Here is a 26,858-nt window from a genome sequence, read left to right on the forward strand (position 1 = left end):
TCGTTATCGGCATTCTGAGAGAAAAATGAAGGGCTAAACGCTGACCTTAGCGAAATCTTCGGCCAGCTCACACGCCGGGAACACCGCCAGGCACTCTGCCAGCAGGCTTGCACACCCCCGCGCGTCGTAGCGGGAACTGACGTGAGTGACGATCAGCTTTCCGACGCCCGCGTCGCGGGCAAGCTGCGCCGCCTGACGCGTTGAGCTATGGCCGCGGCCGTTGGCTTTCTCTTCCATCGCCGTTTCCAGCGTGGCTTCGTGCACCATCACGTCAACGCCCCGGGCAAGCTGAAGGGCGGCAGGGCACGGGGCCGTGTCGCCAAAGATAGCCAGCTTCTTGCCCGGCTCGGGCGCGGCGAGATAATCCTGACCGTTGATGACGCGACCGTCCTCCAGCGTGACGGTCTCGCCGTGCTTCAGGCGCTGGAACAGCGGTCCGGGTTTTACGCCAGCGGCCATCAGCGCGGCGGCGTCCAGCGCGCCGGGTTTGTCATGCGCTTCAATGCGATAGCCATAGCACTCAACGGGATGATTCAGCGGCTGCGCGCTCACCTTATAATCACCGTCATCGAAAACCAGGCCTTCGCTAATCTCAACGATCTCCAGCGGATAATCCGTCCATGATCCGCTCAGGCGCAGCGCGGTTTCAACAAATTCACGCACACCCGCAGGCCCGTAAATCGTCAGCGGATTGGCGTTGCCGGCCATGGAGCGGCTGCACAGCAGGCCCGGCAGGCCAAACAGATGGTCGCCGTGCAGGTGAGTAATAAAAATTTTATCCAGCTTGCCGGGGTGATACGCGGTGTGCAGCAGCTGATGCTGCGTCCCTTCACCGCAGTCAAACAGCCACAGCCCGCCGCGGGTGGGGTGCTTAAGATCCAGCAGAATTGCCGTCACGTTTCGTGAGCGGGTTGGCACGCCAGCGGACGTACCCAGAAAAATCAGTTCCATAACGCAATCAGCCCTTTGCCGAACGGGGAGGGGTTTAGTATAACGTGATGAACCCCAGGAAGGAGAAAGAGATGATCCAGTGGCAAGATTTACATCATAGTGAGCTCACCGTTCATTCGCTCTACGCGCTGCTTAAACTGCGCTGCGAAGTGTTTGTGGTTGAACAGACGTGCCCGTATCAGGACATCGACGGCGATGACCTCGTTGGCCAAAACCGCCATATCCTCGGCTGGAAGGATAACGAGCTGGTGGCGTATGCGAGGATTCTGAAAAGCGAGGACGATGTCGAGCCCGTGGTGATAGGCCGGGTCATTATCAGCGGTAACGCGCGGGGTGAGAAACTGGGCTATCAGCTGATGGAAAAAACGCTGGAGTCATGCCAGAAACAGTGGCCGGACAAGGCGTTATACCTGGGCGCGCAGGCGCACCTGCAATCCTTCTATGGTCATTTCGGTTTTATGCCGGTCACTGACATCTACGACGAAGACGGTATTCCGCACATCGGCATGGCGCGGGAAGCGAAACAGGCGTAATGGCGCGTCGTTGTCTATAGTTAGCGGACTGGTGTACTAACATGGAGAAAAATATGTCATTTCAATCCTGGGATACCCGTATCGACGACGACCTGACCTTACTGAGCGAAACGCTGGAAGAGGTGTTACGTTCCTCGGGCGACCCTGCCGATCAGAAATATATCGAGCTGAAAGCCCGTGCCGAGCAGGCGCTCCACGACGTAAAAAACCGCGTCAGCCATGCGTCTGATACATACTACTACCGCGCCAAAAAAGCGGTTTATCGTGCCGATGATTACGTCCATGAAAAACCGTGGCAGGGCATTGGGGTGGGCGCAGCCGTAGGGCTGGTGCTGGGTCTGCTGCTGGCCCGTCGTTAAGCCGTTTAACCACTCCCTATACGTGGGTACTGATATTTCTTATGGTACCCCGTATAATATGAGGTTTTAACAGGGAGAGGTTCGCGTGAATTCGATTTTCCTCGCGCTGGAACAATTGCGTAGCCATCTTTCGCAAGTGTTACCTGCCACATCCGGCCTGCGTCATTTCGACGTCTCTTTCCCGTTAAACGATGCCTTCGATCCCCTCGCCTGGCTGGGCGAGCAGCAGTGCTATCCCCAGTTTTACTGGCAACAGCGTAACGGCGATGAAGAGCTGGCCGCGCTGGGAGCGGTCGTCCAATTCTCCTCTCTGGCGTTAGCCTCGCAGTTTTTAAGTGCGCAACACGCCCCTGAAGATACCCGTATCTGTGGCCTGAACGCGTTTAACCCGGAGCAGGGCAGCCTCTTTTTACCGCGTCTGCTGTGGCGACGTACCGCTGGCAACGCCACGTTGCGTCTGCAGCTGTGGAGCGACAGCTCGCTTGAGGACGATGCCGACACCGCGCGGGCGTTCTTACAGCAACTGCTTCCCGCCAGACCGATCCGTCCGCTCTCCGTGCAGGTTGAGCGCGAAACCCATCACCCGGAAAAACCGCAATGGCTTAGCCTTATCGGCAAAGCGACAGAGACGATTGCACGCGGTGATTTCGAAAAGGTCGTTCTCGCCCGAGCAACCGACCTGCAGTGTAAACAGCGCGTTAACCCCGTCGCGCTGATGGCCGCCAGCCGCGCCCTGAATTTAAACTGCTATCATTTCTGCATGATATTCGACGCCACCAACGCGTTTCTCGGCTCCACGCCCGAGCGTCTCTGGCGGCGGCGCGGTAAGCTGCTGCGCACCGAAGCGCTGGCGGGCACCGTCGCCAGCCATACTGACGATAAACAGGCGCAGCGTCTGGGCGAGTGGCTGTTGAATGACGATAAAAACCAGCGCGAAAATATGCTGGTGGTGGAAGATATCTGCCAGCGTCTTCAACACCATACGCAGACGCTGGAGGTGTTGCCGGCTCAGGTCGTCCGCCTGCGCAAAGTGCAGCACTTACGCCGCTGTATCTGGACCGAGCTCAAGCAGGCCGACGATGAGCTGTGCCTGCACGTGCTACAGCCGACGGCGGCGGTTGCCGGGCTTCCGCGACAGCCAGCGCGCGAGTTTATTCAGCACGTTGAACCCTTTAACCGCGAGTGGTACGCCGGTTCGGCCGGGTATTTATCCCCCGAACAAAGCGAATTCTGCGTGGCGCTGCGCTCGGCGCGCGTACAGGAAGACGCTCTGCGGCTTTACGCCGGAGCGGGCATTGTCAGCGGCTCTGACCCGGAGCAGGAGTGGCAGGAGATCGAAAACAAAGCCGCCGGATTGCGCTCTCTGCTCCTAAGGGATTAATACTGATTCGCGCAATCCCGATTCATATCAAAATTCCAATTTTTTCTATTATTTATACTGTGTCGCATTCTTGATACCGGACAATCTCATGTCAGTAAGTTCTTTTAACCGACGCTGGGCGGCGGTGATCCTTGAAGCCCTGACGCGCCATGGCGTCAGGCACGTGTGTATTGCACCGGGTTCTCGCTCAACGCCGCTGACGCTGGCGGCGGCTGAAAACCGGGCGTTTGTTCACCACACCCACTTTGACGAGCGAGGTCTGGGACATCTCGCGCTCGGGCTGGCGAAGGTCAGCAAAGAACCCGTGGCGGTGATTGTCACTTCCGGTACCGCCGTGGCGAACCTCTATCCGGCCCTGATTGAAGCCGGGTTAACCGGTGAAAAACTGATCCTGCTGACGGCCGACCGTCCGCCTGAGCTAATCGACTGCGGCGCCAATCAGGCTATTCGCCAGCCCGGACTTTTTTCTACGCACCCTTCGCAGACGGTTTCGTTACCGCGTCCCACCCAGGATATTCCTGCAAGCTGGCTGGTCTCCACCGTCGATCACGCCATGGCGACATTGCGCAGCGGGGCGCTGCATATCAACTGCCCGTTTGCCGAGCCGCTGTACGGCGAGCTGGACGATACCGGCCTTGACTGGCAGCGGTCGCTCGGCGAATGGTGGCAGAGCGAAAAGCCGTGGCTGCGCGAGCAGACGCATCTTGAGAGCGCGAAACAGCGCGACTGGTTCTTCTGGCGGCAGAAGCGAGGCGTGGTCATCGCCGGGCGCATGAGCGCCGCCGAAGGCAGGCTGGTCGCCGAATGGGCGCAAACCCTCGGCTGGCCGCTGATTGGCGACGTGCTTTCCCAGACCGGCCAGCCGCTGCCGTGCGCCGATCTCTGGCTGGGTAACGCGAAAGCGGTTACTGAGCTTTCGCAGGCGCAGATTGTGGTCCAGATCGGCGCAAGCCTGACCGGAAAACGTCTGCTGCAGTGGCAGGCGACCTGCACGCCGGAAGAGTACTGGGTGGTGGACGCGCTGGAAGGGCGGCTCGACCCGGCGCACCATCGCGGCCGTCGTCTGGTGAGCAAAATTGATAGCTGGCTGGAACTGCACCCGGCGGAAAAACGTCAGCCCTGGGCGGTGGCGATCCCTGAGCTGTCGCGTCAGGCGTGGGAAATCACCCAAGCGCGTTGTGAGACATTCAGCGAGGCCGGGCTGGCGCACCGTATTCGCCAATACCTGCCAGAACAGGGGCAGCTGTTTGTCGGCAACAGCCTGGTCGTGCGGCTGATCGATGCCTTTTCGCAGCTGCCGGTGGGCTACCCGGTGTACAGCAACCGCGGTGCCAGCGGCATCGACGGGCTGATCTCGACGGCGGCGGGGGTGCAGCGCGCCAGCGCGAAATCGACGCTGGCGATCGTGGGCGATCTCTCCGCGCTCTACGATCTCAACGCGCTGGCGCTACTGCGTCAGGCGTCCGCGCCGTTTGTGCTGATTGTGGTCAACAACAACGGCGGGCAGATTTTCTCCCTGTTGCCAACGCCCCAGAGCGAGCGCGAGCGCTTCTACCTGATGCCGCAGAACGTGCAGTTTGAACACGCCGCGGCGATGTTCAGCCTGAAATACCATCGCCCGGAAAGCTGGGAACAGCTGGAAGCGGCGTTAAGCACCGCCTGGAAGCAGCCGGGCACGACGCTGATTGAGCTGGTGGTGAACGAGGCCGACGGCGCGCAGACCCTGCAAAGCCTGCTGGCGCAGGTGAGCCAGCTGTGATCCTCTCGGGCGTGCAGCAGGCCGGAAAACCGGGCTATCCCTGGCTGGTCTTTTTGCACGGTTTTTCCGGCGACTGCCGCGAGTGGCAGGCTGTCGGGAAGCCACTCGGCGAGTATTCCCGGCTCTATCTTGACCTGCCGGGCCACGGTGCGTCCGGGGATATTGCCGTGACGGGGTTCGACGAGATGAGCACGTTACTTACCCGAACTCTACTTAGTTACAACATACTGAACTACTGGCTGGTGGGGTACTCCCTCGGCGGCCGCATTGCGATGTTTCATGCCTGCCAGCAGCCAAAGGGGCTGCTGGGGGTGATCGTTGAAGGTGGACATCCGGGCCTGCTTGATGAGGATGAGCGTCACGCGCGGTGGACATCCGACCGCCGCTGGGCGACGCGTTTTCGCACCGAACCGCTGGAAAAGGTCTTTACCGACTGGTATCAACAGCCGGTATTTGCTTCCCTCACTGACCACCAGCGCAAGGCGCTTATCGCCCTGCGCAGCCAGAACAACGGCGCGACGCTGGCGAAGATGCTCGAAGCAACGTCGCTGGCCGTGCAGCCCGATTTGCGTGCCGCGATTAGCGTATGCAATTTCCCTTTTGACTATCTCTACGGTGAACGTGACCAGAAGTTCGCGGCCCTGGCCGCTGAACTGGACGCCGTTCGCCATGCGATTCCAAACGCCGGACACAACGCCCACCGGGAAAACCCCGACGCGGTTGCCGCGAGTCTGGCTCAGATACTGCGTCTTCGAATAAAGGACACTCTATGATCTATCCTGATGAACACATGCTTTATGCGCCGGTTGAATGGCAGGACTGCTCCGAAGGCTACACCGACATTCGTTACCACAAATCCGCCGACGGCATTGCCAAAATCACCATCAACCGTCCGCAGGTGCGTAACGCCTTCCGTCCGCTGACCGTCAAAGAGATGATTCAGGCCCTGGCGGATGCGCGCTACGACGACAGTATCGGCGTGATCGTGCTGACCGGTGAAGGCGAGAAGGCCTTCTGCTCCGGTGGCGATCAGAAGGTGCGCGGCGACTACGGCGGATACCAGGACGATGCGGGTACGCACCACCTGAATGTCCTCGATTTCCAGCGCCAGATCCGCACCTGCCCGAAACCGGTTGTCGCGATGGTGGCGGGCTACTCCATCGGCGGCGGCCACGTGCTGCACATGATGTGCGACCTGACCATCGCTGCTGAAAATGCCATCTTCGGCCAGACCGGCCCGAAAGTGGGCTCCTTCGACGGCGGCTGGGGTGCCTCTTACATGGCGCGCATCGTCGGGCAGAAAAAAGCCCGCGAAATCTGGTTCCTGTGCCGCCAGTACAACGCACAGGAAGCGCTGGATATGGGCCTGGTGAATACCGTGGTGCCGCTTGCCGATCTCGAAAAAGAGACCGTGCGCTGGTGCCGAGAGATGCTGCAAAACAGCCCGATGGCGCTGCGTTGCCTGAAAGCGGCACTTAATGCCGACTGTGACGGTCAGGCGGGTCTGCAGGAGTTGGCGGGTAACGCCACCATGCTGTTCTACATGACCGAAGAGGGTCAGGAAGGGCGCAACGCGTTCAACGAAAAACGCCAGCCAGACTTCAGCAAATACAAACGGAATCCGTAATGCGTCGCGCGCAGGTTTACCGCTGGCAGATACCGATGGACGCGGGCGTGGTGCTGCGTGAACGGCGTTTAAAAACCCGGGACGGCTTCTTCGTGCATTTGCAGCAGGGCGAGCGGGAAGGCTGGGGCGAGATTTCGCCTCTGCCAGGCTTTAGCCTGGAGTCGCTGGATGAGGCGCAGTCTGCATTGCTGACGTGGGTAAAGGCGTGGCGTGAGGGCGCAAACCCAGCATTACCGGACGCACCTTCCGCCGCCTTTGGCATCAGCTGCGCGCTGGCGGAGCTGGACGGTAGCCTGCCGGAAGAGGCTAACTATCGCGCGGCACCGCTCTGCACGGGCGACCCGGACGAGCTGTTCGCGCTGCTCGCCGCCATGCCGGGCGAGAAAGTGGCGAAAATCAAAGTCGGTCTCTACGAAGCGGTGCGTGACGGCATGGTCGCCAACCTGCTGCTGGAAGCAATCCCCGATCTGCACCTGCGTCTGGATGCCAACCGCGCGTGGACGCCGCTTAAGGCGCAGCAGTTCGCCAGGTACGTCAACCCGGCGTACCGCAGCCGCATTGCCTTCCTCGAAGAACCGTGCAAAACCCGCGATGACTCGCGCGCCTTTGCCCGCGAAACGGGGATCGCCATCGCCTGGGATGAAAGCCTGCGCGAGGACGATTTTGAATTTGTCGCCGAGCCCGGCGTCAGCGCGGTGGTGATTAAGCCGACGCTAACCGGCAGCCTGGCGAAGGTGCGCGAGCAGGTCTCGGCGGCGCACGCGCTGGGGCTGACGGCGGTGATCAGCTCGTCGATAGAGTCCAGCCTGGGGCTGACCCAGCTGGCGCGCATTGCCGCCTGGTTAACGCCGGACACGGTTCCCGGCCTCGACACGCTGAACCTTATGCAGGCTCAGCTTCTCCGCGAGTGGCCTGCCAGCACGCTGCCGTGCCTCGACGCAGAGGCGCTGGAGCCGTTGCTATGAGTTTTACCGACTGGCCCTGGCGTCACTGGCGCGGGCTTTTTGCCGATAAACCGGCTCTGCGGCTGAATGATGAAGCGCTCACCTGGCAGCAGTTGTGCGTGCGCGTCGACCGCCTTGCGGCAGGGTTTCACCTGCAGGGCGTGGCGGAGGGCGATGGCGTAATGCTGCTGGCCTATAACCACCCGCAAACGCTGCTGGCATGGCTGGCGCTGCTTCAGTGCGGGGCACGTATTCTTCCCGTTAATCCGCAGCTGCCGCGCCCGCTGCTCGACGTGCTGATCCCGCAGATGACGCAGCGCTTTGCGCTGGTGCTGGACGGCAGCTACGACGGCCTTCATGGCCTGAGCATGTGCGAGCCAGCGGATGCGTACTGCGCTGCGTGGCAGCCGGCGCGGCTGGCCACCATGACGCTCACCTCCGGCTCCACCGGGCTGCCGAAGGCGGCGGTGCATACCTGCGCCGCCCATCTTGCCAGCGCCCGCGGCGTGCTGTCGCTGATGCCCTACGGGGATAATGACGACTGGCTGCTTTCGCTGCCGCTGTTTCACGTTTCCGGCCAGGGGATTTTATGGCGCTGGCTGCAGGCCGGTGCGCGCTTAACCGTGCGCGAGAAGCAGCCGCTGGAGCAGGCGCTACGCGGCTGCACCCACGCCTCGCTGGTGCCGACCCAGCTCTGGCGTCTCCTCAATAGCGAAAGCCACATCGCACTGAAAGCGGTGCTGCTCGGCGGGGCGGCCATTCCCGTGACGCTGACGCAAAAGGCCCGGGAACAGGGCGTTCGGACGTACTGCGGCTACGGCCTCACCGAGTTTGCCTCTACCGTCTGCGCAAAAGAGGCTGACGGCGATCCGGACGTGGGCCGTGCGCTGCCGGGCAGAGAGGTGCAGGTCGTTAACGGTGAAGTCTGGATCAAAGCGCAGAGCATGGCTTCCGGCTACTGGCGGGACGGCGCCCTGATACCGCTGACCAACGCGCAGGGCTGGTTTGCCACTCGCGATCGCGGGGAATGGCATGGCGACCGTCTGACGATTTTAGGCCGCATGGACAATCTCTTTTTCAGCGGTGGAGAGGGGATCCAGCCGGAATCGCTGGAGCGCGTTATCGCCGCGCATCCGCAGATTAACCAGGTGTTTATCGTCCCGCTGGATGACGCCGAGTTTGGACAGCGTCCGGTGGCGGTGGTGGAGTGCGAGCCGGGAACGGATATCACCCGTTTCCCGACCTGGGTACAGGGCAGGTTGGCGCGCTTTGAGCAGCCCGTTCACTGGCTGGTGCTGCCGTCTGAGCTAAAAAATGGCGGGATTAAGATCTCCCGCCAGGCGTTAAAGCAGTGGGTCAATGCCCAGCTGTCCGTATAGTTAGCCGATATCCGGCTCCGGTTTGCGCTGGCGACGACGCAGCAGGCGCAACACCGGCGGCACCACAATCACCATGACCGCGAGCGCTAACAGAACCTTCGCGACGCTGCTGTCCCACAGTATCGACACATTACCGTTGCTGATGGACAGGGCGCGGCGCAGGTTCTGCTCCAGCATCTCACCCAGCACAAAGCCCAAAATCAGCGGAGACATTGGGAAGTGCATTTTTCGCAAGATGTAGCCGAACACGCCGAGGACCACCATCAGCACGAGGTCAAACGTGGTGCTGTGCACCGCGTAAACCCCCACCGCAGAGACGGCGGCAATGGCGGGCACCAGGAACCACAGCGGAATCGTCAGCATGCGGGTGAACAGCCCAATCAGCGGGATATTCATCACCAGCAGCATGACGTTGGCGATCAGCAGCGCGGCAATCAGCCCCCAGACAATATCAGGCTGCTCGGTAAACATCGCCGGGCCGGGCGTGATGTTATAGAGCGTCAGCGCGCCCATCATCACCGCCGTGGTGCCGGATCCCGGCACGCCCAGGGTCAGCATCGGGATAAACGAGCCGCAGGCCGAGGCGTTATTGGCCGCCTCAGGCGCGGCGACGCCGCGAATATCGCCTTTACCAAAGCTGTCGCTATTGCCGCTGAGCTTCTTCTCGGTCATGTAGGTGATGGCGCTGGCGATAGTGGCCCCGGCACCCGGCAGGATGCCGACAAAGAAGCCAATCACCGACGAGCGCAGCGTGGCGCCGATGCACTGCGCGCCCTCTTTAGCGCTAAAGAGCATCCGGCCGGTTTTGCGCACCAGCGTCTGCCCGCTGCTGGTATGCTCCAGCATCAGTAAGATCTCAGAGACAGAGAACAGGCCGATCACGACGACAATGAACTGCACGCCATCGGACAGGTGAACGCTGTCGAAGGTAAAGCGATAGACCCCGGTGTTGGCATCCACGCCGACGGTGGCTAACCCTAAGCCAATCAGCGCGGATAAAAACGACTTCAGCGGATTTTGCGCCATCATGCTGCCGAGGCAGGCAATGGCGAACACCATCAGGGCAAAATATTCTGCCGGACCAAACGCCAGCGACCACTGGGCCAGCGCAGGAGCGAACAGAATAATGCCGCCAATGGCAATCAGTGAGCCAAAGAATGAACTGACCGCAGAGATGGAGAGCGCCACGCCGCCGCGTCCCTGCCGCGCCATTGGGTAGCCGTCCAGCGCGGTCATGATCGCCGCCGCATCCCCCGGCACGTTAAGCAGGATCGACGAAATGCGTCCGCCATATTCACAGCCGATGTAGACCGTTGCCAGCAGGATCAGCGCCGATTCCGCAGGCAGATGCAGGGCAAACGCCAGCGGGAGTAAAATCGCCACGCCGTTGATCGGCCCAAGGCCCGGCAGCAGGCCGACAATTGTGCCCACGAAACAGCCGATCAGGGCGATCACCAGGTTTTCCGGGGTCATCGCCACGGCGAACCCCTGCGAGAGGTAAATCCAGGTATCCATAGCGTGCTCCGTTAATTAAGCCAGGCGCCGAGCGGTAACGTCACGTCCAGCAGGCGGTCAAAGGCGTACCACAGTAAAATCCCCATCACCACGCCTGAGATCCCCGCCGCGGGGAGGGTGGCGTTAAACAGCATGCCGATGACCATCGTCAGAATGGCGGTCGCCACCGGGAAGCCGAGCCACTCAAAGCCCCAGGCATACATCAGCAGGACAATCACCATCACCAGCAGACGCTGCAGAATGCGGCGCGGCGGCCACTCGACGGTATCCGGGTGGCGAAGCAGCAGCGCCACCGAGCAGAGCAGCATCAGGCCGACGATGCCCATCGGGAAGGGACGGGGTCCCACGGGTTCATAGCTGTATTCGCTGTGGATCTGCCAGGCGACAAACATCCCGCCAACGCAGAGCAGCAGCCATATCCCGGCAAAAATACGATCGCTCATAGCGCCTCCGGTTATTTCGCCAGGCCAAAGGCTTTCGCCTGTTCGCGGTAGTCATTCACCTGTTTTTTGACGTACTCATCCAGTGGCTTACCGGTCAGGTTAAACTCAAACAGTCCGCGCAGATCGCGCTGTTTCTTAAACTCTTCGGTCTGCTGGAGCTTGTTGAACGCGTCGACCCACCACTGGTACTCGGCGTCGGTCACTTTTGGCCCGACGAAGAAGCCGCGGATGATCGGCCAGACCAGGTTATAACCCTGCTCTTTGGCGGTCGGGACGTTCGCCAGCTGGCCTGGCAGACGGTTTTCCGAGAAGACCGCCAGCACGCGGATTTTATCCCCGCTCAGGTACGGCACCATCTCGCTGAGATCGCCGGAAACGGCCTGAACGTGGTTGCCCATCAGCGCCGTGACCGGTTCGCCGCCGCCCTCAAAAGCCACGTAGCGCATCTTGTGCGGGTCAACCTTCGCCTGCTGGGCGAGAAGGGCCGCTTTCATCCAGTCCTGGCTGCCGATAGACGCCCCTGCGCCAATCACCACGCTGTTCGGATCTTTTTCCATAGCGGTCAGCAGATCTTTCAGGGATTTCCACGGGGAATCGGCACGCACGGCAATCATTCCGTAGTCGGTGCCGACGGTCGCCAGCCAGCGCACGTCGTCCACACCGTAGCGGCCAAACTTGCCCTGCGACAGGTTCAGCAGCGAGCCGCCGGAGAAGGCCACCACCGTTCCCGCTTCCGCCGGACGTTGCGCGACAATCGCGTTATAGGCCACCGCGCCCACGCCGCCTGGCATGTAGGTGACGCGCATCGGTTTCTCAATGGCCTTCGTCTCCAGCAGGCTGACCTGAATAAGCTTGCAGGTGAGATCGAAACCGCCGCCCGGTTTGGCCGGGGCGATACATTCGGTACGGGACGGAGCGTCCTGGGCCTGAACGACAGAGGTACTCAACAGCAACACGCTTGCAGCAAGGGTAGAAAGTAATTGTTTTTTCATCGTTTATCCTCACGCCGGGGGTACGGGTCTTTTTTTCTGATTATGTGAACCACCTTGTAGCGGTTCCGTTGCGTGATTGTTAAAACAATAACCTTTCATTTCCCTTTCAACGGGACACCAACTTTACAGGATGTGACATGCGTCTCTTACTCGCAGAAGATAATCGTGAGCTGGCTCACTGGCTGGAGAAAGCGCTGGTGCAGGAGGGCTTTGCCGTGGACTGCGTCTCCGACGGACGTGCCGCCGACCATCTGCTGCAGGGTGAAAACTACGCGGTCGCTATTCTGGACATCGGCATGCCCGGTTTTGACGGCCTGGAAGTGGTCCACCGCCTCAGAAAACGGGGGCAAACGCTGCCGGTGCTGTTTCTTACCGCCCGCAGCAACGTGGCGGATCGGGTGAAGGGACTGAACGCCGGGGCAGATGACTATCTGCCAAAACCGTTTGAGCTGGAGGAGCTTGACGCGCGTCTGCGCGCCCTGTTGCGCCGAAGCGAGGGTCGAACGCAGGAGCGCCAGCGCCTTGGGGAGCTGGAGTATGACGACGAGGGCTTTTTCCTGCTGCGCGATGAACCGCTTTCCCTGACGCCGCGGGAGCTCTCCCTGCTGAAAGTGCTAATGCACCGCCGGACCCGTCCGGTTTCACGACAGCAGCTTTTCGACCAGGTGTTCAGCCTGAACGACGACGTCAGTCCTGAAAGCATCGATCTCTATATTCACCGGCTGCGTAAGAAGCTGACCGGCAGCGGCGTGCGGATCACCACCCTTCGGGGGCTTGGGTACGTGCTGGAGTGCGGCGATGAGGTGGGTTAAGCCGCAGTCGCTCTATCTGCAGCTGTTGCTTTTCCTGGGTCTGCCGCTGCTGCTGCTGTGGGGATTGTCGGCCTTTAACAGCTACGTTAGCGCGCTGCAGGCGGCCACGCAGGCCTACGATCGCACGCTGTTATCCTCTGCCCGCACCATCTCCGAGCGGCTGGAGGTGCGCAACAGCAGGCTGGCGGTGGACGTGCCCTGGGTGGTGCTCGACAGCTTTGAGCTCAACATGAACGACCGGCTCTACTATAAGGTGGTCGACCCCGACGGACGGGTGATCTCCGGCTATGACGATCTGCCGAAGATGCCGCCTGCGACGTCGCGCACCACGCTCTATCCGGCGCTGGCCTGGTTTTACCACACCGAATATCGCGGCCAGGCGATTCGGGTGGCGCGCCTGCTGCAGCCCGTAAATGAAGATAATGTTTTTGGCATGGCGGAGATTTACGTCGCCGAGACGCTCCAGTCCCGCCGCTATCTCGCCAGCCAGCTGCTCTTTTCATCCTGGGTTTCACAGGGGCTGCTGGTGCTGCTGACGCTGGTGCTGACCGCATGGCTGCTGCGCCGCGTGCTGCGCCCAATGCGCCAGCTTTCGTCACTGATGGTGCGGCGCGAGCCGGGCCTGCTCGCACCGCTGCCGGAGCTGCTGCCCTGGTCGGAGACCCGGCTGCTGATAGTCGCCTTTAACCGCTATATCGACCGGCTGCGCGGCGTGCTTTCGCGTCAGGAACGCTTTAACGCGGATGCGTCGCACCAGCTCAAAACGCCGCTGGCGGTGCTTAAAACCCAGGTCTCCGTCGCCCTCGCGCGTCAGGATCCCGCCCTGTGGCAGGAGAGTCTGCGGGCAATGAATGCCACCCTGGACGACACTATCGTGCTCACCGAGCGGCTGCTGCAGCTTTCAGCGGTGAAGGGAAAAGAGCAGGGGGATCGTCATTTTACGCCTGTGGATCTGGTTCAGGTGGTGCAGAACTGCTGCTTTTCCCGGCTGGCGCAGGCGCGGAGCAAGGCGATTGATTTAGGATATGACGGTGTACAGCAGCCGGTCACGATCGAAGGCGATGACGTTCTGCTGGGCGAGCTGTGCGCCAACCTGCTGGAGAACGCGATTAAATATACGCCTGCTGGCGGGACCGTGACCGTATTCCTGCGCGTGGATGGCGGCGCCGTTGAGCTGAGCGTTGAGGACAGCGGCCCCGGCATTGAAGAGGATCAGATCTACCAGGCGATGCAGCCTTTCCACCGTCTGGACAACGTCGGGAACGCCGCCGGTTCCGGGATTGGGCTGGCGCTGGCGGGGGATATCGCCCGGCTGCACCGCAGCCATTTGCAACTGACTCGCAGCGAAACGCTGGGTGGCCTTTGCGTCAAAATGCGCTTTCTGCTGCTTACGTAAAAAAGCCGGGGGTTTCAAATCGTTACAATCTTCCTGTCCGCCGCACGCAGAGTGCTTGATCCCCCGCAGACTCAGGTTAAAATCTCGCGGTTTTGGGGACTTCTCTATAATTATGCAGGATCGCGACAATGAAAAAAGTGGCATTACTGGGCCTCGGCCTGATGGTTGTATCTGCGGCGGCTAACGCCATTAGCATTAATGGTTCGGCGGGTCAGGACTATACCCACCTCGGTTTTGGCATGGGTACTGAGACCTCCGGTCTGGCAATGACCGGCGGCTGGACGCACAACGATGACGACGGCGACGCGGCAAGCCTCGGCCTCGGTCTGAATATTCCTCTTGGCCCATTCCTGGCCACCGTTGGCGGTAAAGGTATCTACACCAACCCAAATGACGGTGATGAAGGGTACGCAGCGGCAGTGGGCGGCGGCCTGCAGTGGAAAATTGGCGACAGCTTCGGCCTGTTTGGCGAGTACTACTACTCTCCGGATTCCCTCTCCAGCGGCATCGACAGCTATGAAGAAGCCAACGCCGGCGCGCGCTGGACCATCATGCGTCCGATTACCATCGAAGCGGGCTACCGTTATCTGAACCTTGCCGGTAAAGACGGCAACCGCGATAACGCGCTGGCTGACGGCCCGTACGTGGGCGTGAGCGCAGGCTTCTAATCGTTCCGGCGCGGCGTTCCGTCGCGCCAGTTTCTCTCATCTCCACCCCGCGTTTGCGCTATAGTGTTTTGACCAAATAAGCGGGAGAACACAATGATTAACGTGGAGATGTTATCCACCGGCGACGAAGTGCTGCACGGACAGATTATTGATACCAATGCTGCCTGGCTTGCCGATCTTTTCTTTGAGCAAGGATTACCGTTAACGCGCCGCAATACCGTGGGCGACAATCTGGAGTCACTGGTCGCTGTTCTGCGCGAGCGCAGTGAACAGTGCGACGTGCTGATCGTGAACGGCGGGCTCGGCCCCACCGGTGACGATCTCAGCGCGCTGGCCGCCGCGACCGCAAAAGGCGAAGGGCTGGTGCTGCACGAGGCGTGGCTTTCGCAGATGGAACGCTTCTTCTCCGAACGTGGACGCGTTATGGCTCCCAGCAACCGCAAGCAGGCTGAAATTCCCGCCAGCGCCGAGCTGGTTGATAACCCGGTCGGTACCGCATGCGGGTTTGCCATGCAGCTGAACCGCTGCCTGATGTTCTTCACGCCGGGCGTGCCCTCCGAATTTAAGGTAATGGTCGAGCAGCAGATCCTGCCGCGCCTTCGCCAGCGTTTTACTCTGCCTGAACCTCCGCTGTGCCTGCGCCTGACCACCTTTGGCCGCTCGGAAAGCGATCTGGCCCAGAGCCTTGACCATCTTCCGCTGCCGCCGGGCGTGTCCATGGGCTATCGCTCCTCTATGCCGATCATTGAACTCAAATTAACAGGACCGGCCACGCAGAAAGAGGCGATGCTGGCCCTGTGGCCTGAGGTGCAGCGCGTGGCGGGCGAAAGCCTGATTTTTGAAGGGACGGAAGGGTTGCCTGAGCAGATTGCAAAACATCTGCAGACTCGCCAGCTCAGCGTGACCTTAAGCGAGCAGTTCACCGGTGGCCTGCTGGCGCTGCAATTGTCGCGCGTCAACGCGCCGCTGCTCGCCAGCGAAGTGGTGCCGTTTCAGCAGGAGACCCTGGCGCAAACCGCCCGCTGGGCTTCCGAAAGAAGGGTGAAGCATTTTGCCGGTCTGGCGCTGTTTGTCGGCGGGCTGGATGAGGATTACCTCAACTTCGCGCTGGCGACGCCGGAAGGCACCTGGGCGCTGCGGGTAAAAATGAGCATCACCCGCCACAGCCTGGCGGTGCGTCAGGAGGTGTGCGCCATGATGGCGCTGAATATGCTGCGCCGCTGGCTCAACGGCAAAGAGGTCGCCAGCGAGCACGGCTGGATTAACGTTGTCGAGTCGCTGTTCGTTGAGTAATGCCTGTGCCGGGGCCTTTCGCCCCGGCAACGTTCAGCCCAGTGCTTTCGCCAGCAGGGTAATCGGATGTTCGCAGCGCTTGCTGGTGGACATCTCAATCTGCCATTTACAGGTTTCGCAGTCCGTCACCACGATATCCGCGCCGCTCTCTTCAATCTGGCGGAACAGCGGGGCGCCAATTGCCTGCGAGGTTTCGTAGTTTTCACGCTTAAAGCCGTAGGTGCCTGCGATGCCGCAGCAGCGCGAATCCAGCACCGTCAGCTCCAGCCCCGGAATTAACCGCAGCAGCTCCAGCGTATAAAGCGACCAGCCCATTTTCTCCATATGACACGGGGTGTGATAGACCACCTTCAGCGGCAATGTTCCCAGCGGCAACGTCTTTCCGCTGTCCAGCTTGCGCCAGAGGAAGCGCGTCGCCAGCTCGATATGCTCGCGCAGTCCGGCGTTATCCACGTCCAGCAGGTGCGGATACTCATCGCGCAGGGTGAAGGTGCAGGTGGACGACGTCGCCAGCACCGGCATGCCTTTACCGACAATCGCTTCGCGCAGGGAGGTGACGTTGCTTTTGGCCTGCCTGCGCGCTTTATCGGTAAACCCGTTGGCAATCAGCGGCACGCCGCAGCACTTCTCTTTGCTAAGCAGTTGTACGCCGGTTCCCATAGCGTTCAGCACCTTCAGCAGGTCTTTTCCCAACTGCGGGTGGTTGTAGTTCACATAGCAGCCGTGGAAAAAGGCTACCCGATCGTCGTACTGCGCCTGCTGCTCCGCGACGGTTTTATACCAGCGACGGAAGGTGCCGTGAGAATATTTTGGCAGGCTGCGGTGATGGTCTATTTTAAGCGTGGCATCCAGCAGCCGACGCACCGGCTTGAGTGAGGTTGCGGCATTCACCAGCGGGGCAAACGGCGTGGAGACGCTGCCCATCAGATCGGTATGGCTCAGGATCGCATCGCGCAGTGTCGGCTTTTGCGTGCTGTAACGCGCCCGGGCGCGCTGGATGATGTCGCCGATTTTCACGTCCGACGGGCAGGCGACCTCGCAGCGCTTGCAGTTGATGCAGTATTTCAGCGCCTCGTCGTACAGCCTGCCGTCCTTCAGGCGCAGGCGCTCGCCGTCTGGCCCGGCCTGCTTTGGCCCAGGGTAGCGCGGGTTTACGCCGCTGACCGGGCAGACGGTGGTACAGACCGTGCATTTAATGCAGCTTTCGAAACGGGTATCGTTCATTGTTCAGCCTCCACGCGCTGGATAATCTGCTCGGCTACATACAGCGCCGTGACGGCGCAAACCCCGCCGCCGCATCCCTGGGGGATCGGATCGTATCCGCCCAGCAGCGAGCCGATGACAAAAAGATTACCGACGGGTATACCGGAAAGCTGCGGATGTAGCCGGTTATCGACAATTACGCCAAACTGCTGCCAGGGCTGCGGCGTGAAGAAATCACACTGATACCAGTCCGCGCGGGAAGCGGTTTGCCGCACATCCAGCCCCATAATCGCTTCCCGGATGCCCTCCCGGCTGCTCAGCAGCCCGTTGCTGAAGAAGCTCCCGCTCGCCAGCACCGTATAGCGGGCGCGAAGCGGAATATCCTCGTGGTTGCGCGTCCAGATTTCGCTCACCGCGCCGTCGGTCAGGGTGATTTTTTTCACCTCATCACCCGCCATCCATACGCCGCCCTGCGCAACAAACTGGCGCTGAAGCTGGGTGTGCAGACGAATGCCGGGTACGGAAGGGGGAAGCGTCGGCAGTAAACCGAGCGTGCAGGGCAGACGATCCGAGAGCCAGCGCCAGAGCCGGTTGTCGTTTAAACCAAAGCAGGCGGGCATTAACAGGGCATCGCAGGTTTCACCGAGCGGCCTGAGCGCGTCATACAGCAGCGGCCATTTGTCCTCGTTATCCAGAAAACGGGCGATATTCACCGCGCGAAACTCGCTCGGGTTATCGCGCAGGATATCCAGCTCGGGCAGCTCTATTTCTGCCGTGTCGGCGTAGATGCCCTGGCGACAGAGCGAGGCCGCCGCGAGATGGGGTTGAAAATCCAGAAAGCCGCTAATACCCACCACCCGCACTCGTCCCGCGCTGACGGGGGCCACGGGGACTTCCTCCGGGCTGAGCCACGCGGAGCGCAGGGTGCCGAGCGGCGTGATGCGCCGGTGATTTTGCCTGGCGCTTCCCTTCAGACGCGCGCCGCAGCCCGCCAGCAGCGCTTCGGCTTCCAGCGCAAAGCGGTCAATATGCTGCGCGCCAACCAGGTGATACGGGTGCTCCGGCGGCAGCCTGTCGCGGTACGCTTCGTCCACCAGATCCAGCGATCCCGACGAGAAGTGCAGGGCGCTCTGGCCACGGGTGATAATGGCGCAGCGCAGCCCCTGCTTCGTGAGTTTGATGCCGCAGAGCAAGCCTGCCAGCCCGCCGCCGACGATTACGGTATCAAATTTCATCGTGTTGCTCCTTCTCCAGGCCGCAAAGCCCCTGATAGACCCAGCGGGTAAATTCGCTTTCGCGCAGAGCATCGCCCCAGGCGACAGGCTGAATGCCTTTCCAGCGCTCGTTCAAAAACGCGCTGAGCTGATCGAGCGACTGGGTGGCGGTGGTGGTATGAAAACGCTGCAGCAGCCCGGCGGCACGGCAGGCGCACAGCTCGCCCTGACAGGTCCCCATTCCGACCCGGGTGCGGCGGCGGAGATCCAACAGGCTGTTGACCGTCAGGTTCTCTACCGCGTACTGCACTTCGCCTGCGGTAACGGCTTCGCACTCGCACACCAGGCTGCGGCTCAGTCGTCCTTCACCGAGCCACTGCGGCGTCCTGTCGCCGTGGCGGTAGATGGCCGAACCGCGCAGCGGCGCGGGCAGGGAGATGATTTTTTGCAGCGTTTTTTCGGTAGACTGGCGCGATCCTGGCAACGGCTGTTCTGCGGTAACGCACGGTTCGGTATTTCCGAGCTTGCGGCACACGGCATCGGTCGCCCACTCGGCCATCAGCCGGTAGGTCATCAGCTTGCCGCCGGTAATGGTGATAAACCCGTCCATGCCGTCGCGCTCGGCGTGATCGAGCAGCACGATGCCCCGGCTGACGTTACGTCCGCTCGGATCGTTATCGCTGGCGACAAGGGGACGCACGCCCGCGTAGGCGCGCAGAATACGCGTCTGCGCCATCACCGGCGCCAGCTTTTCCCCTTCGCGCAGCAGAATATCCACTTCTTCGGCAGTGACCCGGTTGACGTCAATGTCGCTGTAGTCAACGTGCGTTGATGTCGTACCGATGAGCGAAATGGTGTCGCCCGGCACCAGAATGTCGGCGTCAGACGGTTTGCGGCAGCGGTTGATGACGTGGTTATTGATGCGGTGGTCAAGGATCAGCAGCGAACCTTTGGCCGGGAACATGCGGATGGATAAATCCGCGTATTCTGCGATGCGCTGGCCCCAGATCCCCGCCGCGTTGACCACCACGGCGGCGTGCAGCTCGCTGTGCTCGTTATACTGCGTATCAAACACCCGCACGCCGCAGATGCGATGACCCTCGCGGATAAGCCCGGTCACTTCATGTCCGGTCAGAATGCGCGCGCCATGCTCGCGGGCGTCCAGCATGTTGGCGGCGGTCAGGCGGAACGGATCGACGGTGCCGTCAGGCACCTTCACCGCGCCGATCAGCGTCGGGTTCACCGATGGCTCCAGCCGCCGGGCCAGCGCCGGATCCATGGCCTCCGCCTGAATGCCCGCTGCAGTACAGGAGGTTATGAAGGTTGACTGAAAGGCGAGGTCATCTTCGGGAAGGGTAATAAAGAGGCCGTCGGTTGGCTCTATGCAGTGTCGGGCGATACGCTTGAGGATCTGGTTTTCAGCGATGCATTCGCGCGCGGATTCACCGTCGGTGACCGCATACCGCGCGCCGCTGTGCAGCAGGCCGTGGTTACGCCCCGTCGCGCCGGTGGCGATATCGTGGCGCTCCAGAAGCGTGACGCTTAAGCCGCGGAGGGCGCAGTCGCGTGCGATGCCGGCGCCGGTTGCGCCACCGCCAATGATAATCACATCGCTGTAGCGTGGATCGTGAATTGTCATTGCCTTTCCTCTATGTTCGTTTTTTAGCATTTAGCCACATAGAACGTGTGGTTTGTTTGATTTCGAACATAAACGCGCGAAATTCGAAACTGAAACGTGATTTCATGCGCTTTTTTGCGCATTCTGTCATATTTCTGTAACAATCTGTGCGTTGATTCACAGTAACAAACCGCATGTTTTTTTAACATCCCCGCCTCTGTAACCGGGCGCGAGATGCCTGGTCATTTTTTGAAAGGCCACGGAGGCTGTTATGCTCAGTATCTTCAAACCTGCGCCGCATCGGGCGCGACTGCCAGAGGCAGAGATCGATCCTCTCTACCGCCGTCTGCGTTGGCAAATCTTCCTCGGGATCTTCTTCGGGTATGCGGCGTACTATCTTGTACGTAAAAACTTTGCCCTCGCCATGCCGTATCTGGTGGAGCAGGGCTTCTCTCGCGGCGACCTGGGCTTCGCGCTGTCGGGGATCTCCATCGCCTACGGTTTTTCCAAATTCATCATGGGTTCCGTGTCGGACCGCTCGAATCCGCGCGTGTTCCTGCCCGCCGGTCTGATCCTCGCGGCAGCGGTCATGCTGTTCATGGGCTTTGTGCCGTGGGCGACGTCCAGCATTGCCATCATGTTCGTGCTGCTGTTCCTCTGCGGCTGGTTCCAGGGGATGGGGTGGCCGCCGTGCGGACGTACCATGGTGCACTGGTGGTCGCAGAAGGAGCGTGGCGGCATTGTGTCGGTGTGGAACTGCGCGCATAACGTCGGGGGCGGGCTTCCACCTCTGCTGTTCCTGCTGGGGATGGCCTGGTTCAACGACTGGCACGCGGCGCTCTACATGCCTGCCTTTGGTGCTATTCTGGTGGCGATTATTGCCTTCGCCCTGATGCGCGACACACCGCAGTCCTGCGGGCTGCCGCCAATCGAAGAGTACAAAAACGACTATCCGGATGACTACAGCGAGAAGCACGAAGAAGAGCTGACCGCGAAACAGATCTTCATGAAGTACGTGCTGCCGAACAAGCTGCTGTGGTACATCGCGGTGGCGAACGTGTTCGTATACCTGCTGCGCTACGGCATCCTCGACTGGTCCCCGACCTACCTGAAAGAGGTGAAGCACTTCGCGCTGGATAAATCCTCCTGGGCGTACTTCCTGTATGAATATGCCGGGATCCCGGGCACGCTGATTTGCGGCTGGATGTCGGACAAAGTGTTTAAAGGCAACCGCGGCGCAACGGGCGTGTTCTTTATGACCCTGGTGACCATCGCGACTGTCGTTTACTGGCTTAACCCGCCGGGTAACCCATCAGTAGACATGGCCTGTATGATCGTTATCGGCTTCCTGATTTACGGCCCGGTGATGCTGATCGGTCTGCACGCGCTGGAGCTGGCGCCGAAAAAAGCGGCGGGCACGGCGGCAGGCTTTACCGGTCTGTTTGGCTACCTCGGCGGTTCCGTCGCGGCGAGCGCTATCGTGGGCTACACCGTTGACTTCTTCGGCTGGGACGGCGGCTTTATGGTGATGATCGGCGGCAGCGTGCTGGCGGTTCTGCTGCTGGTTGTTGTGATGATCGGCGAGAAACGTCACCACGCGGAAGTGCTGGCGCGTCGTCAATAAGGAGCATTGCGATGAAATTAACCCCATTAACCACCGGCCTGCTGCTGGCAGGCCTGATGACAGGCTCTGCCCTGGCGGCGGATAAAATCGTTATCGCCCACCGCGGTGCCAGCGGCTATCTGCCGGAGCATACGCTGCCGGCGAAAGCGATGGCCTATGCCCAGGGGGCGGATTACCTGGAGCAGGATCTGGTGATGACGAAGGACGACCAGCTGGTCGTCCTGCATGACCACTATCTTGACCGCGTCACGGACGTGGCGGAGCGTTTCCCGGACCGCGCGCGCAAAGACGGTCGTTACTACGCCATCGACTTTACCCTGGATGAAATTCGCTCTCTGAAGTTTACCGAAGGCTTTGAGATTGAAAACGGCAAGAAGGTGCAGGTCTACCCGGGACGCTTCCCGATGGGCAAATCTGACTTCCGGATCCATACCTTCCAGGAAGAGATTGAGTTTGTTCAGGGGCTGAACCACTCGACCGGTAAAAACATCGGTATCTACCCGGAAATCAAAGCGCCGTGGTTCCACCATCAGGAAGGGAAGGACATTGCCGCGAAGACGCTGGAGGTGCTGAAACAGTACGGCTACACCAGCAAGAAGGACAAAGTTTACCTGCAGTGTTTTGACGCAGCCGAGCTGAAGCGCATCAAAACCGAGCTGGAGCCGAAGATGGGGATGGATCTCAATCTGGTGCAGCTGATTGCCTACACCGACTGGAACGAAACCCAGGAGAAACAGCCGGACGGGAAGTGGGTGAACTACAGCTACGACTGGATGTTCAAGCCGGGCGCGATGAAGCAGATTGCGCAGTACGCTGACGGCATCGGGCCGGATTATCACATGCTGGTGGCGGAAGGCTCAACGCCTGGCCACGTGAAGCTGACGGCGATGGTGAAAGAGGCGCACGCCAGCAAGATGCAGGTGCATCCGTACACGGTGCGTGCCGACCAGCTGCCGCCATATGCCACCGATGTGAATCAGCTTTACGAGGTGTTGTATAAGCAGGCGGACGTGGACGGGCTGTTTACGGATTTCCCGGATAAAGCGGTGACGTTCTTAAAATAGAAAAAGGGCCGTAAGGCCCTTTTTTACATCTCGATCTCAATATCGCCTTTTGCCCGGCAGCAGCAGGGCAAAATTTCCCCTTCACTGATAAAGGCCAGCGGTTCGGTCAGCCAGTCCACCTGGCCTGCGACCAGACGGCAGCGGCAGGAGCCGCAATAGCCTTCACGACACTGGTACTCTACCTCCACCTGATGCGCTTCAAGCGCCACCAGAAGGGAAGGGTGCTCATCCTGGCACAGCACTTCGGTGCCAGAAAGGCTCAGCGTTACGCGCGTCATCAGAGCTGGAAGTCGCTCAGGTCGTCGGTGTTGACTTCAGAATCAATCTGACCGACCAGATAAGAGCTCACTTCCACTTCCTGCGGCGCAACCTGCACGTTATCGGATACCAGCCAGGTGTTGATCCACGGAATCGGGTTAGAGCGCGTCTGGAACGGCAGGTCAAGACCAACCGCCTGCATGCGGATGTTGGTGATGTACTCCACGTACTGGCACAGAATATCTTTGTTCAGACCAATCATGGAACCGTCGCGGAACAGGTAGTCTGCCCACTCTTTCTCCTGCTGAGCCGCCAGCACGAACAGGTCGTAGCACTCCTGCTTGCACTCTTCAGCGATTTCCGCCATCTCCGGGTCGTCCGTACCGCTGCGCAGCAGGTTCAGCATGTGCTGGGTGCCGGTCAGGTGCAGGGCTTCGTCACGAGCGATCAGACGGATGATTTTGGCGTTGCCTTCCATCAGCTTACGCTCGGCAAAGGCGAAGGAGCAGGCGAAGCTCACGTAGAAGCGGATCGCTTCCAGGGCGTTAACGCTCATCAGGCAGAGGTACAGCTGCTTTTTCAGCGCGCGCAGGTTCACGGTAACGGTTTTGCCGTTCACGCTGTGGGTGCCTTCGCCCAGCAGATGCCAGTAGCTGGTCATCTCGATCAGCTCGTCGTAGTAGTGCGCAATGCCTTCCGCGCGCTTCTGGATCTGCTCGTTAGTGACGATATCGTCAAACACCACCGCCGGATCGTTCACGATGTTGCGGATGATGTGGGTGTAAGAGCGGGAGTGGATCGTCTCAGAGAACGCCCAGGTTTCCACCCAGGTTTCCAGCTCAGGAATCGAGATCAGCGGCAACAGCGCCACGTTCGGGCTACGGCCCTGAATGGAGTCCAGCAGCGTCTGGTACTTCAGATTGCTGATGAAAATATGCTTTTCGTGATCCGGCAGCGACTGGTAATCAATACGGTCGCGGGAAACGTCAACTTCTTCCGGACGCCAGAAGAAGGAGAGTTGCTTTTCAATCAGCTTTTCGAAGATGTCATATTTTTGCTGATCGTAGCGTGCCACGTTGACCGGCTGGCCGAAGAACATTGGCTCTTTGAGCTGGTCGTTTTTCGTCTGTGAAAAGGTGGTATATGCCATGAGTGTGTCCTGTCTTACGAAATAAAGGCGGGGATATCCCCGCCCTTCATTAGATCTTACATGCGCCGCTTTCGCAGCCATCGTCCTGAATTGACGGTACCAGGTCGTCCTGCGCGTCTTCTGCACCGTCACGGGTGTTGTGATAGTACAGCGTTTTCACGCCAAATTTGTAGGCGGTCAGCAGGTCTTTCAACAACTGCTGCATTGGTACCTTGCCGGACGGGAAGCGCGTCGGGTCGTAGTTAGTATTGGCAGAGATCGACTGGTCGATAAACTTCTGCATGATACCCACCAGTTGCAGGTAGCCGTCGTTGTTTGGCATCTCCCACAGCAGTTCGTAGTTGTTGCCCAGCGTTTCGTAATCCGGCACCACCTGACGCAGCACGCCGTCTTTCGACGCTTTAATGCTGACGTGGCCGCGCGGTGGCTCAATACCGTTGGTGGCGTTAGAGATCTGCGAAGAGGTCTCGGACGGCATCAGGGCAGAGAGCGTGGAGTTACGCAGGCCGTGCGTTTTGATGGACTCGCGCAGGCCTTCCCAGTCCAGGTGCAGCGGCTCGCTGACGATCGCATCCAGGTCTTTCTTATAGGTGTCGATCGGCAGAATGCCTTTTGCATAGGTGGTTTCGTTGAACCACGGGCACGCGCCTTGCTCTTTCGCCAGCTCGTTAGAGGCTTTCATCAGGTAGTACTGAATCGCTTCGAACGTCTGGTGCGTCAGGTTGTTAGCGCTGCCGTCGGAGTAACGCTTGCCGTTTTTCGCCAGCCAGTAGGCGAAGTTGATCACGCCGATACCCAGGGTACGACGGCCCATTGCGCCGCGTTTAGCGGCCGGGATTGGGTAATCCTGGTAGTCCAGTAGGGCATCCAGCGCACGTACCGCCAGCACGGCCAGCTCTTCCAGCTCGTCCAGGCTCTTGATGGCACCCAGGTTGAATGCGGACAGCGTACACAGCGCAATTTCACCGTTTTCGTCGTTGACGTCTTCCAGCGGTTTGGTCGGCAGGGCGATCTCCAGGCACAGGTTAGACTGGCGAACTGGCGCAACCGCCGGATCAAACGGGCTGTGGGTGTTGCAGTGGTCAACGTTCTGGATGTAGATGCGGCCGGTAGAGGCGCGCTCCTGCATCATCAGGGAGAACAGGTCTACCGCCTTCAGGCGCTGTTTACGGATGCTGTCGTCTTTTTCATATTTGGTGTACAGACGCTCGAACTCGTCCTGATCGGCGAAGAACGCGTCGTACAGGCCAGGGACGTCGGACGGGCTGAACAGGGTAATGTCTTCCCCTTTCAGCAGACGGGTGTACATCAGCTTGTTGATCTGCACGCCGTAGTCCATGTGACGCACGCGGTTGCCTTCCACGCCGCGGTTGTTTTTCAGTACCAGCAGGCTTTCCACTTCCAGGTGCCACATTGGGTAGAACAGGGTCGCTGCGCCGCCGCGCACGCCGCCCTGAGAGCAGGATTTTACCGCCGTCTGGAAGTGCTTGTAGAACGGGATACAGCCGGTGTGGAACGCTTCACCGCCGCGAATCGGGCTGCCCAGCGCGCGGATGCGACCGGCGTTGATGCCGATACCGGCGCGCTGGGAGACGTATTTCACGATGGCGCTGGAGGTGGCGTTGATGGAATCCAGGCTGTCACCACACTCGATCAGTACGCAGGAGCTGAACTGACGGGTAGGGGTGCGCACGCCAGACATGATCGGCGTTGGCAGAGAAATTTTGAACGTCGATACCGCATCGTAGAAACGCTTCACGTAGTCCAGACGGGTGTCGCGCGGGTAGTTTGAGAACAGGCAGGCAGCCACCAGAATATAGAGGAACTGGGCGCTTTCGTAGATCTCACCGGTCACACGGTTCTGAACCAGGTATTTGCCTTCGAGCTGCTTCACCGCCGCGTAGGAGAAGTTCATGTCGCGCCAGTGATCGATAAACCCGTTCATCTGCTCGAACTCTTCTTCCGTATAGTCTTCCAGCAGATGCGTGTCGTATTTGCCCAGCTCAACCATTTTCACCACGTGATCGTAAAGCTTCGGCGGCTCGAACTGGCCGTAGGCTTTCTTACGCAGGTGGAAAATCGCCAGACGCGCAGCGAGGTACTGATAATCCGGTGCGTCGCGGGAGATCAGATCCGCCGCTGCTTTGATAATGGTTTCGTGGATATCAGACGTTTTGATGCCGTCGTAGAACTGAATGTGAGAACGCAGTTCAACCTGGGATATAGATACGTTATTCAGTCCTTCTGCTGCCCAGTCGAGAACTCGATGGATTTTGTCCAGATTGATACGCTCGGTAGTACCGTCGCGCTTTGTCACCAGCAGACTCTGATTCATGTGGGTTTTACCTGTCCGTGAAATAAAAAATATCCCCCGCTTATCCACAGATCCGTCTTGTGACTAACTCTGTGGATAAATACTACATATAGGGGGTTTGCGATAAGAAAAACGCTATATGGTGAGTATTCTAGTATCGAATCTTTTCAGCACAAGGGTTGATTTTGAGGTTAAATTGAGGTTGTGAAAGGGTAAAAAAGCGTAAGTCCTCGTACCGTAAGGCCTGGAAGAGATGTCAATAATTTAGAAAAAAAATTCAAAATTTGATCGAGTGCTGATTTCTTCAACGGGAGGTCAGAATTGCGCAACATGATGTCGCGCAATCATTATAAGAATAACG

The 26,858-nt window shown here is 59.8% G+C and carries 24 protein-coding genes; 14 read left to right on the plus strand and 10 right to left on the minus strand.

Annotated elements, in window-relative coordinates:
• Window positions 1–33: 33 nt before the first annotated feature.
• Window positions 34–951, minus strand: a complete 918-nt coding sequence (gene rbn, locus IM284_RS10995; protein ID WP_047367990.1) for a ribonuclease BN — start codon at window positions 949–951, stop codon at window positions 34–36.
• Window positions 952–1,022: 71 nt separating this feature from the next.
• On the opposite strand from rbn, the gene IM284_RS11000 reads away from it, so the two are divergent.
• The 8 genes from IM284_RS11000 (at window position 1,023) to menE (ending at window position 8,933) form a co-directional block, all read left to right on the plus strand.
• Window positions 1,023–1,484, plus strand: a complete 462-nt coding sequence (locus IM284_RS11000; protein WP_047367989.1) for a GNAT family N-acetyltransferase — start codon at window positions 1,023–1,025, stop codon at window positions 1,482–1,484.
• A 53-nt stretch (window positions 1,485–1,537) separates the two neighbouring features.
• Entirely contained in the window at window positions 1,538–1,843 is a 306-nt protein-coding gene (elaB, locus tag IM284_RS11005) for a stress response protein ElaB (protein WP_028013924.1), read from the plus strand.
• A gap of 85 nt (window positions 1,844–1,928) precedes the next feature.
• The gene (gene menF / locus IM284_RS11010; protein ID WP_047367988.1) at window positions 1,929–3,224 is read left to right on the plus strand and encodes an isochorismate synthase MenF; all 1,296 of its coding nucleotides are present in this window, start codon (window positions 1,929–1,931) and stop codon (window positions 3,222–3,224) included.
• A gap of 88 nt (window positions 3,225–3,312) precedes the next feature.
• Entirely contained in the window at window positions 3,313–4,983 is a 1,671-nt protein-coding gene (menD, locus tag IM284_RS11015) for a 2-succinyl-5-enolpyruvyl-6-hydroxy-3-cyclohexene-1-carboxylic-acid synthase (RefSeq protein ID WP_047367987.1), read from the plus strand.
• Entirely contained in the window at window positions 4,980–5,756 is a 777-nt protein-coding gene (gene menH, locus IM284_RS11020) for a 2-succinyl-6-hydroxy-2,4-cyclohexadiene-1-carboxylate synthase (protein WP_047367986.1), read from the plus strand. Before menD ends, menH begins: the two co-directional genes overlap by 4 nt.
• Window positions 5,753–6,610 carry a 1,4-dihydroxy-2-naphthoyl-CoA synthase gene (gene menB, locus IM284_RS11025; RefSeq protein ID WP_028013920.1) on the plus strand — a complete coding sequence of 286 codons (858 nt, stop codon included), beginning with the start codon at window positions 5,753–5,755 and terminating at the stop codon, window positions 6,608–6,610. The genes menH and menB overlap by 4 nt, the downstream gene beginning before the upstream one ends.
• Window positions 6,610–7,575 carry an o-succinylbenzoate synthase gene (menC, locus tag IM284_RS11030; RefSeq protein WP_047367985.1) on the plus strand — a complete coding sequence of 322 codons (966 nt, stop codon included), beginning with the start codon at window positions 6,610–6,612 and terminating at the stop codon, window positions 7,573–7,575. Before menB ends, menC begins: the two co-directional genes overlap by 1 nt.
• Complete coding sequence (menE, locus tag IM284_RS11035) at window positions 7,572–8,933, plus strand: o-succinylbenzoate--CoA ligase (RefSeq protein ID WP_047367984.1); 1,362 nt, start codon at window positions 7,572–7,574, stop codon at window positions 8,931–8,933. The genes menC and menE overlap by 4 nt, the downstream gene beginning before the upstream one ends.
• On the opposite strand, the gene IM284_RS11040 is transcribed toward menE, so the two are convergent.
• Genes IM284_RS11040 through IM284_RS11050 form a run of 3 tightly spaced genes read right to left on the minus strand, consistent with a single transcriptional unit; the run spans window position 8,934 to window position 11,883 of the window.
• Entirely contained in the window at window positions 8,934–10,448 is a 1,515-nt protein-coding gene (locus IM284_RS11040; protein WP_041908947.1) for a tripartite tricarboxylate transporter permease, read from the minus strand.
• 11 nt (window positions 10,449–10,459) lie between these two features.
• On the minus strand, window positions 10,460–10,891 hold the full coding sequence (locus IM284_RS11045; RefSeq protein WP_014884622.1) for a tripartite tricarboxylate transporter TctB family protein: 432 nt from the start codon (window positions 10,889–10,891) through the stop codon (window positions 10,460–10,462).
• 11 nt (window positions 10,892–10,902) lie between these two features.
• The gene (locus IM284_RS11050) at window positions 10,903–11,883 is read right to left on the minus strand and encodes a tripartite tricarboxylate transporter substrate binding protein (protein WP_047363034.1); all 981 of its coding nucleotides are present in this window, start codon (window positions 11,881–11,883) and stop codon (window positions 10,903–10,905) included.
• A gap of 137 nt (window positions 11,884–12,020) precedes the next feature.
• Between IM284_RS11050 and tctD the strand changes: the two genes are divergently transcribed.
• From tctD to IM284_RS11070, 4 genes are all read left to right on the plus strand, one after another.
• Window positions 12,021–12,695, plus strand: coding sequence for a transcriptional regulator TctD (tctD, locus tag IM284_RS11055; protein ID WP_028013915.1), 675 nt, complete (start codon window positions 12,021–12,023; stop codon window positions 12,693–12,695).
• The gene (locus IM284_RS11060) at window positions 12,682–14,091 is read left to right on the plus strand and encodes a sensor histidine kinase (RefSeq protein ID WP_041908953.1); all 1,410 of its coding nucleotides are present in this window, start codon (window positions 12,682–12,684) and stop codon (window positions 14,089–14,091) included. The genes tctD and IM284_RS11060 overlap by 14 nt, the downstream gene beginning before the upstream one ends.
• Window positions 14,092–14,219: 128 nt before the next feature.
• Window positions 14,220–14,759 (plus strand): YfaZ family outer membrane protein, encoded by a 540-nt coding sequence (locus IM284_RS11065; RefSeq protein WP_047367983.1) that lies wholly within the window; start codon window positions 14,220–14,222, stop codon window positions 14,757–14,759.
• A 93-nt stretch (window positions 14,760–14,852) separates the two neighbouring features.
• On the plus strand, window positions 14,853–16,052 hold the full coding sequence (locus tag IM284_RS11070) for a nicotinamide mononucleotide deamidase-related protein YfaY (protein ID WP_041908955.1): 1,200 nt from the start codon (window positions 14,853–14,855) through the stop codon (window positions 16,050–16,052).
• A gap of 33 nt (window positions 16,053–16,085) precedes the next feature.
• Here IM284_RS11070 and glpC read toward each other — a convergent pair whose 3' ends face one another.
• The 3 genes from glpC to glpA are packed head-to-tail and all read right to left on the minus strand — an operon-like array spanning window position 16,086 to window position 20,108.
• Window positions 16,086–17,276 (minus strand): anaerobic glycerol-3-phosphate dehydrogenase subunit GlpC, encoded by a 1,191-nt coding sequence (gene glpC / locus IM284_RS11075; protein ID WP_047367981.1) that lies wholly within the window; start codon window positions 17,274–17,276, stop codon window positions 16,086–16,088.
• Window positions 17,273–18,490 (minus strand): glycerol-3-phosphate dehydrogenase subunit GlpB, encoded by a 1,218-nt coding sequence (gene glpB / locus IM284_RS11080; protein ID WP_047367980.1) that lies wholly within the window; start codon window positions 18,488–18,490, stop codon window positions 17,273–17,275. Before glpB ends, glpC begins: the two co-directional genes overlap by 4 nt.
• Window positions 18,480–20,108: an anaerobic glycerol-3-phosphate dehydrogenase subunit A gene (gene glpA, locus IM284_RS11085; RefSeq protein WP_047367979.1), complete on the minus strand. Its 1,629-nt coding sequence runs from the start codon at window positions 20,106–20,108 to the stop codon at window positions 18,480–18,482. The genes glpB and glpA overlap by 11 nt, the downstream gene beginning before the upstream one ends.
• 250 nt (window positions 20,109–20,358) lie before the next feature.
• Between glpA and glpT the strand changes: the two genes are divergently transcribed.
• A complete protein-coding gene (glpT, locus tag IM284_RS11090; RefSeq protein WP_028013908.1) occupies window positions 20,359–21,711 on the plus strand; it encodes a glycerol-3-phosphate transporter in 1,353 nt (450 codons plus the stop codon).
• An 11-nt stretch (window positions 21,712–21,722) separates the two neighbouring features.
• On the plus strand, window positions 21,723–22,775 hold the full coding sequence (gene glpQ / locus IM284_RS11095) for a glycerophosphodiester phosphodiesterase (protein ID WP_041908960.1): 1,053 nt from the start codon (window positions 21,723–21,725) through the stop codon (window positions 22,773–22,775).
• A gap of 23 nt (window positions 22,776–22,798) precedes the next feature.
• Here the strand turns inward: glpQ and yfaE are convergent, their stop codons facing one another.
• The 3 genes from yfaE to nrdA are packed head-to-tail and all read right to left on the minus strand — an operon-like array spanning window position 22,799 to window position 26,518.
• Window positions 22,799–23,053 (minus strand): class I ribonucleotide reductase maintenance protein YfaE, encoded by a 255-nt coding sequence (gene yfaE / locus IM284_RS11100; RefSeq protein ID WP_047367977.1) that lies wholly within the window; start codon window positions 23,051–23,053, stop codon window positions 22,799–22,801.
• The gene (nrdB, locus tag IM284_RS11105) at window positions 23,053–24,183 is read right to left on the minus strand and encodes a class Ia ribonucleoside-diphosphate reductase subunit beta (RefSeq protein ID WP_041908962.1); all 1,131 of its coding nucleotides are present in this window, start codon (window positions 24,181–24,183) and stop codon (window positions 23,053–23,055) included. Before nrdB ends, yfaE begins: the two co-directional genes overlap by 1 nt.
• 49 nt (window positions 24,184–24,232) lie before the next feature.
• On the minus strand, window positions 24,233–26,518 hold the full coding sequence (nrdA, locus tag IM284_RS11110; RefSeq protein WP_028013905.1) for a class 1a ribonucleoside-diphosphate reductase subunit alpha: 2,286 nt from the start codon (window positions 26,516–26,518) through the stop codon (window positions 24,233–24,235).
• Window positions 26,519–26,858: the final 340 nt, after the last annotated feature.

Source organism: Enterobacter cloacae complex sp. P12RS, assembly GCF_014895875.1.
In the GTDB taxonomy this organism is placed as follows: Bacteria; Pseudomonadota; Gammaproteobacteria; order Enterobacterales; family Enterobacteriaceae; genus Enterobacter; species Enterobacter bugandensis.

Bases quoted from the DNA above. Each gene is read 5' to 3' on its own strand.
- glpQ (WP_041908960.1), top strand. From the start codon at position 21,723: ATGAAATTAACCCCATTAACCACCGGCCTGCTGCTGGCAGGCCTGATG.
- glpA (WP_047367979.1), bottom strand. From the start codon at position 20,108: ATGACAATTCACGATCCACGCTACAGCGATGTGATTATCATTGGCGGT.
- menC (WP_047367985.1), top strand. From the start codon at position 6,610: ATGCGTCGCGCGCAGGTTTACCGCTGGCAGATACCGATGGACGCGGGC.
- IM284_RS11000 (WP_047367989.1), top strand. From the start codon at position 1,023: ATGATCCAGTGGCAAGATTTACATCATAGTGAGCTCACCGTTCATTCG.
- elaB (WP_028013924.1), top strand. From the start codon at position 1,538: ATGTCATTTCAATCCTGGGATACCCGTATCGACGACGACCTGACCTTA.
- glpC (WP_047367981.1), bottom strand. From the start codon at position 17,276: ATGAACGATACCCGTTTCGAAAGCTGCATTAAATGCACGGTCTGTACC.
- rbn (WP_047367990.1), bottom strand. From the start codon at position 951: ATGGAACTGATTTTTCTGGGTACGTCCGCTGGCGTGCCAACCCGCTCA.
- IM284_RS11065 (WP_047367983.1), top strand. From the start codon at position 14,220: ATGAAAAAAGTGGCATTACTGGGCCTCGGCCTGATGGTTGTATCTGCG.
- IM284_RS11040 (WP_041908947.1), bottom strand. From the start codon at position 10,448: ATGGATACCTGGATTTACCTCTCGCAGGGGTTCGCCGTGGCGATGACC.
- menB (WP_028013920.1), top strand. From the start codon at position 5,753: ATGATCTATCCTGATGAACACATGCTTTATGCGCCGGTTGAATGGCAG.
- menE (WP_047367984.1), top strand. From the start codon at position 7,572: ATGAGTTTTACCGACTGGCCCTGGCGTCACTGGCGCGGGCTTTTTGCC.
- tctD (WP_028013915.1), top strand. From the start codon at position 12,021: ATGCGTCTCTTACTCGCAGAAGATAATCGTGAGCTGGCTCACTGGCTG.
- IM284_RS11050 (WP_047363034.1), bottom strand. From the start codon at position 11,883: ATGAAAAAACAATTACTTTCTACCCTTGCTGCAAGCGTGTTGCTGTTG.
- IM284_RS11045 (WP_014884622.1), bottom strand. From the start codon at position 10,891: ATGAGCGATCGTATTTTTGCCGGGATATGGCTGCTGCTCTGCGTTGGC.
- IM284_RS11060 (WP_041908953.1), top strand. From the start codon at position 12,682: ATGAGGTGGGTTAAGCCGCAGTCGCTCTATCTGCAGCTGTTGCTTTTC.
- menD (WP_047367987.1), top strand. From the start codon at position 3,313: ATGTCAGTAAGTTCTTTTAACCGACGCTGGGCGGCGGTGATCCTTGAA.
- glpB (WP_047367980.1), bottom strand. From the start codon at position 18,490: ATGAAATTTGATACCGTAATCGTCGGCGGCGGGCTGGCAGGCTTGCTC.
- nrdA (WP_028013905.1), bottom strand. From the start codon at position 26,518: ATGAATCAGAGTCTGCTGGTGACAAAGCGCGACGGTACTACCGAGCGT.
- nrdB (WP_041908962.1), bottom strand. From the start codon at position 24,183: ATGGCATATACCACCTTTTCACAGACGAAAAACGACCAGCTCAAAGAG.
- glpT (WP_028013908.1), top strand. From the start codon at position 20,359: ATGCTCAGTATCTTCAAACCTGCGCCGCATCGGGCGCGACTGCCAGAG.
- yfaE (WP_047367977.1), bottom strand. From the start codon at position 23,053: ATGACGCGCGTAACGCTGAGCCTTTCTGGCACCGAAGTGCTGTGCCAG.
- IM284_RS11070 (WP_041908955.1), top strand. From the start codon at position 14,853: ATGATTAACGTGGAGATGTTATCCACCGGCGACGAAGTGCTGCACGGA.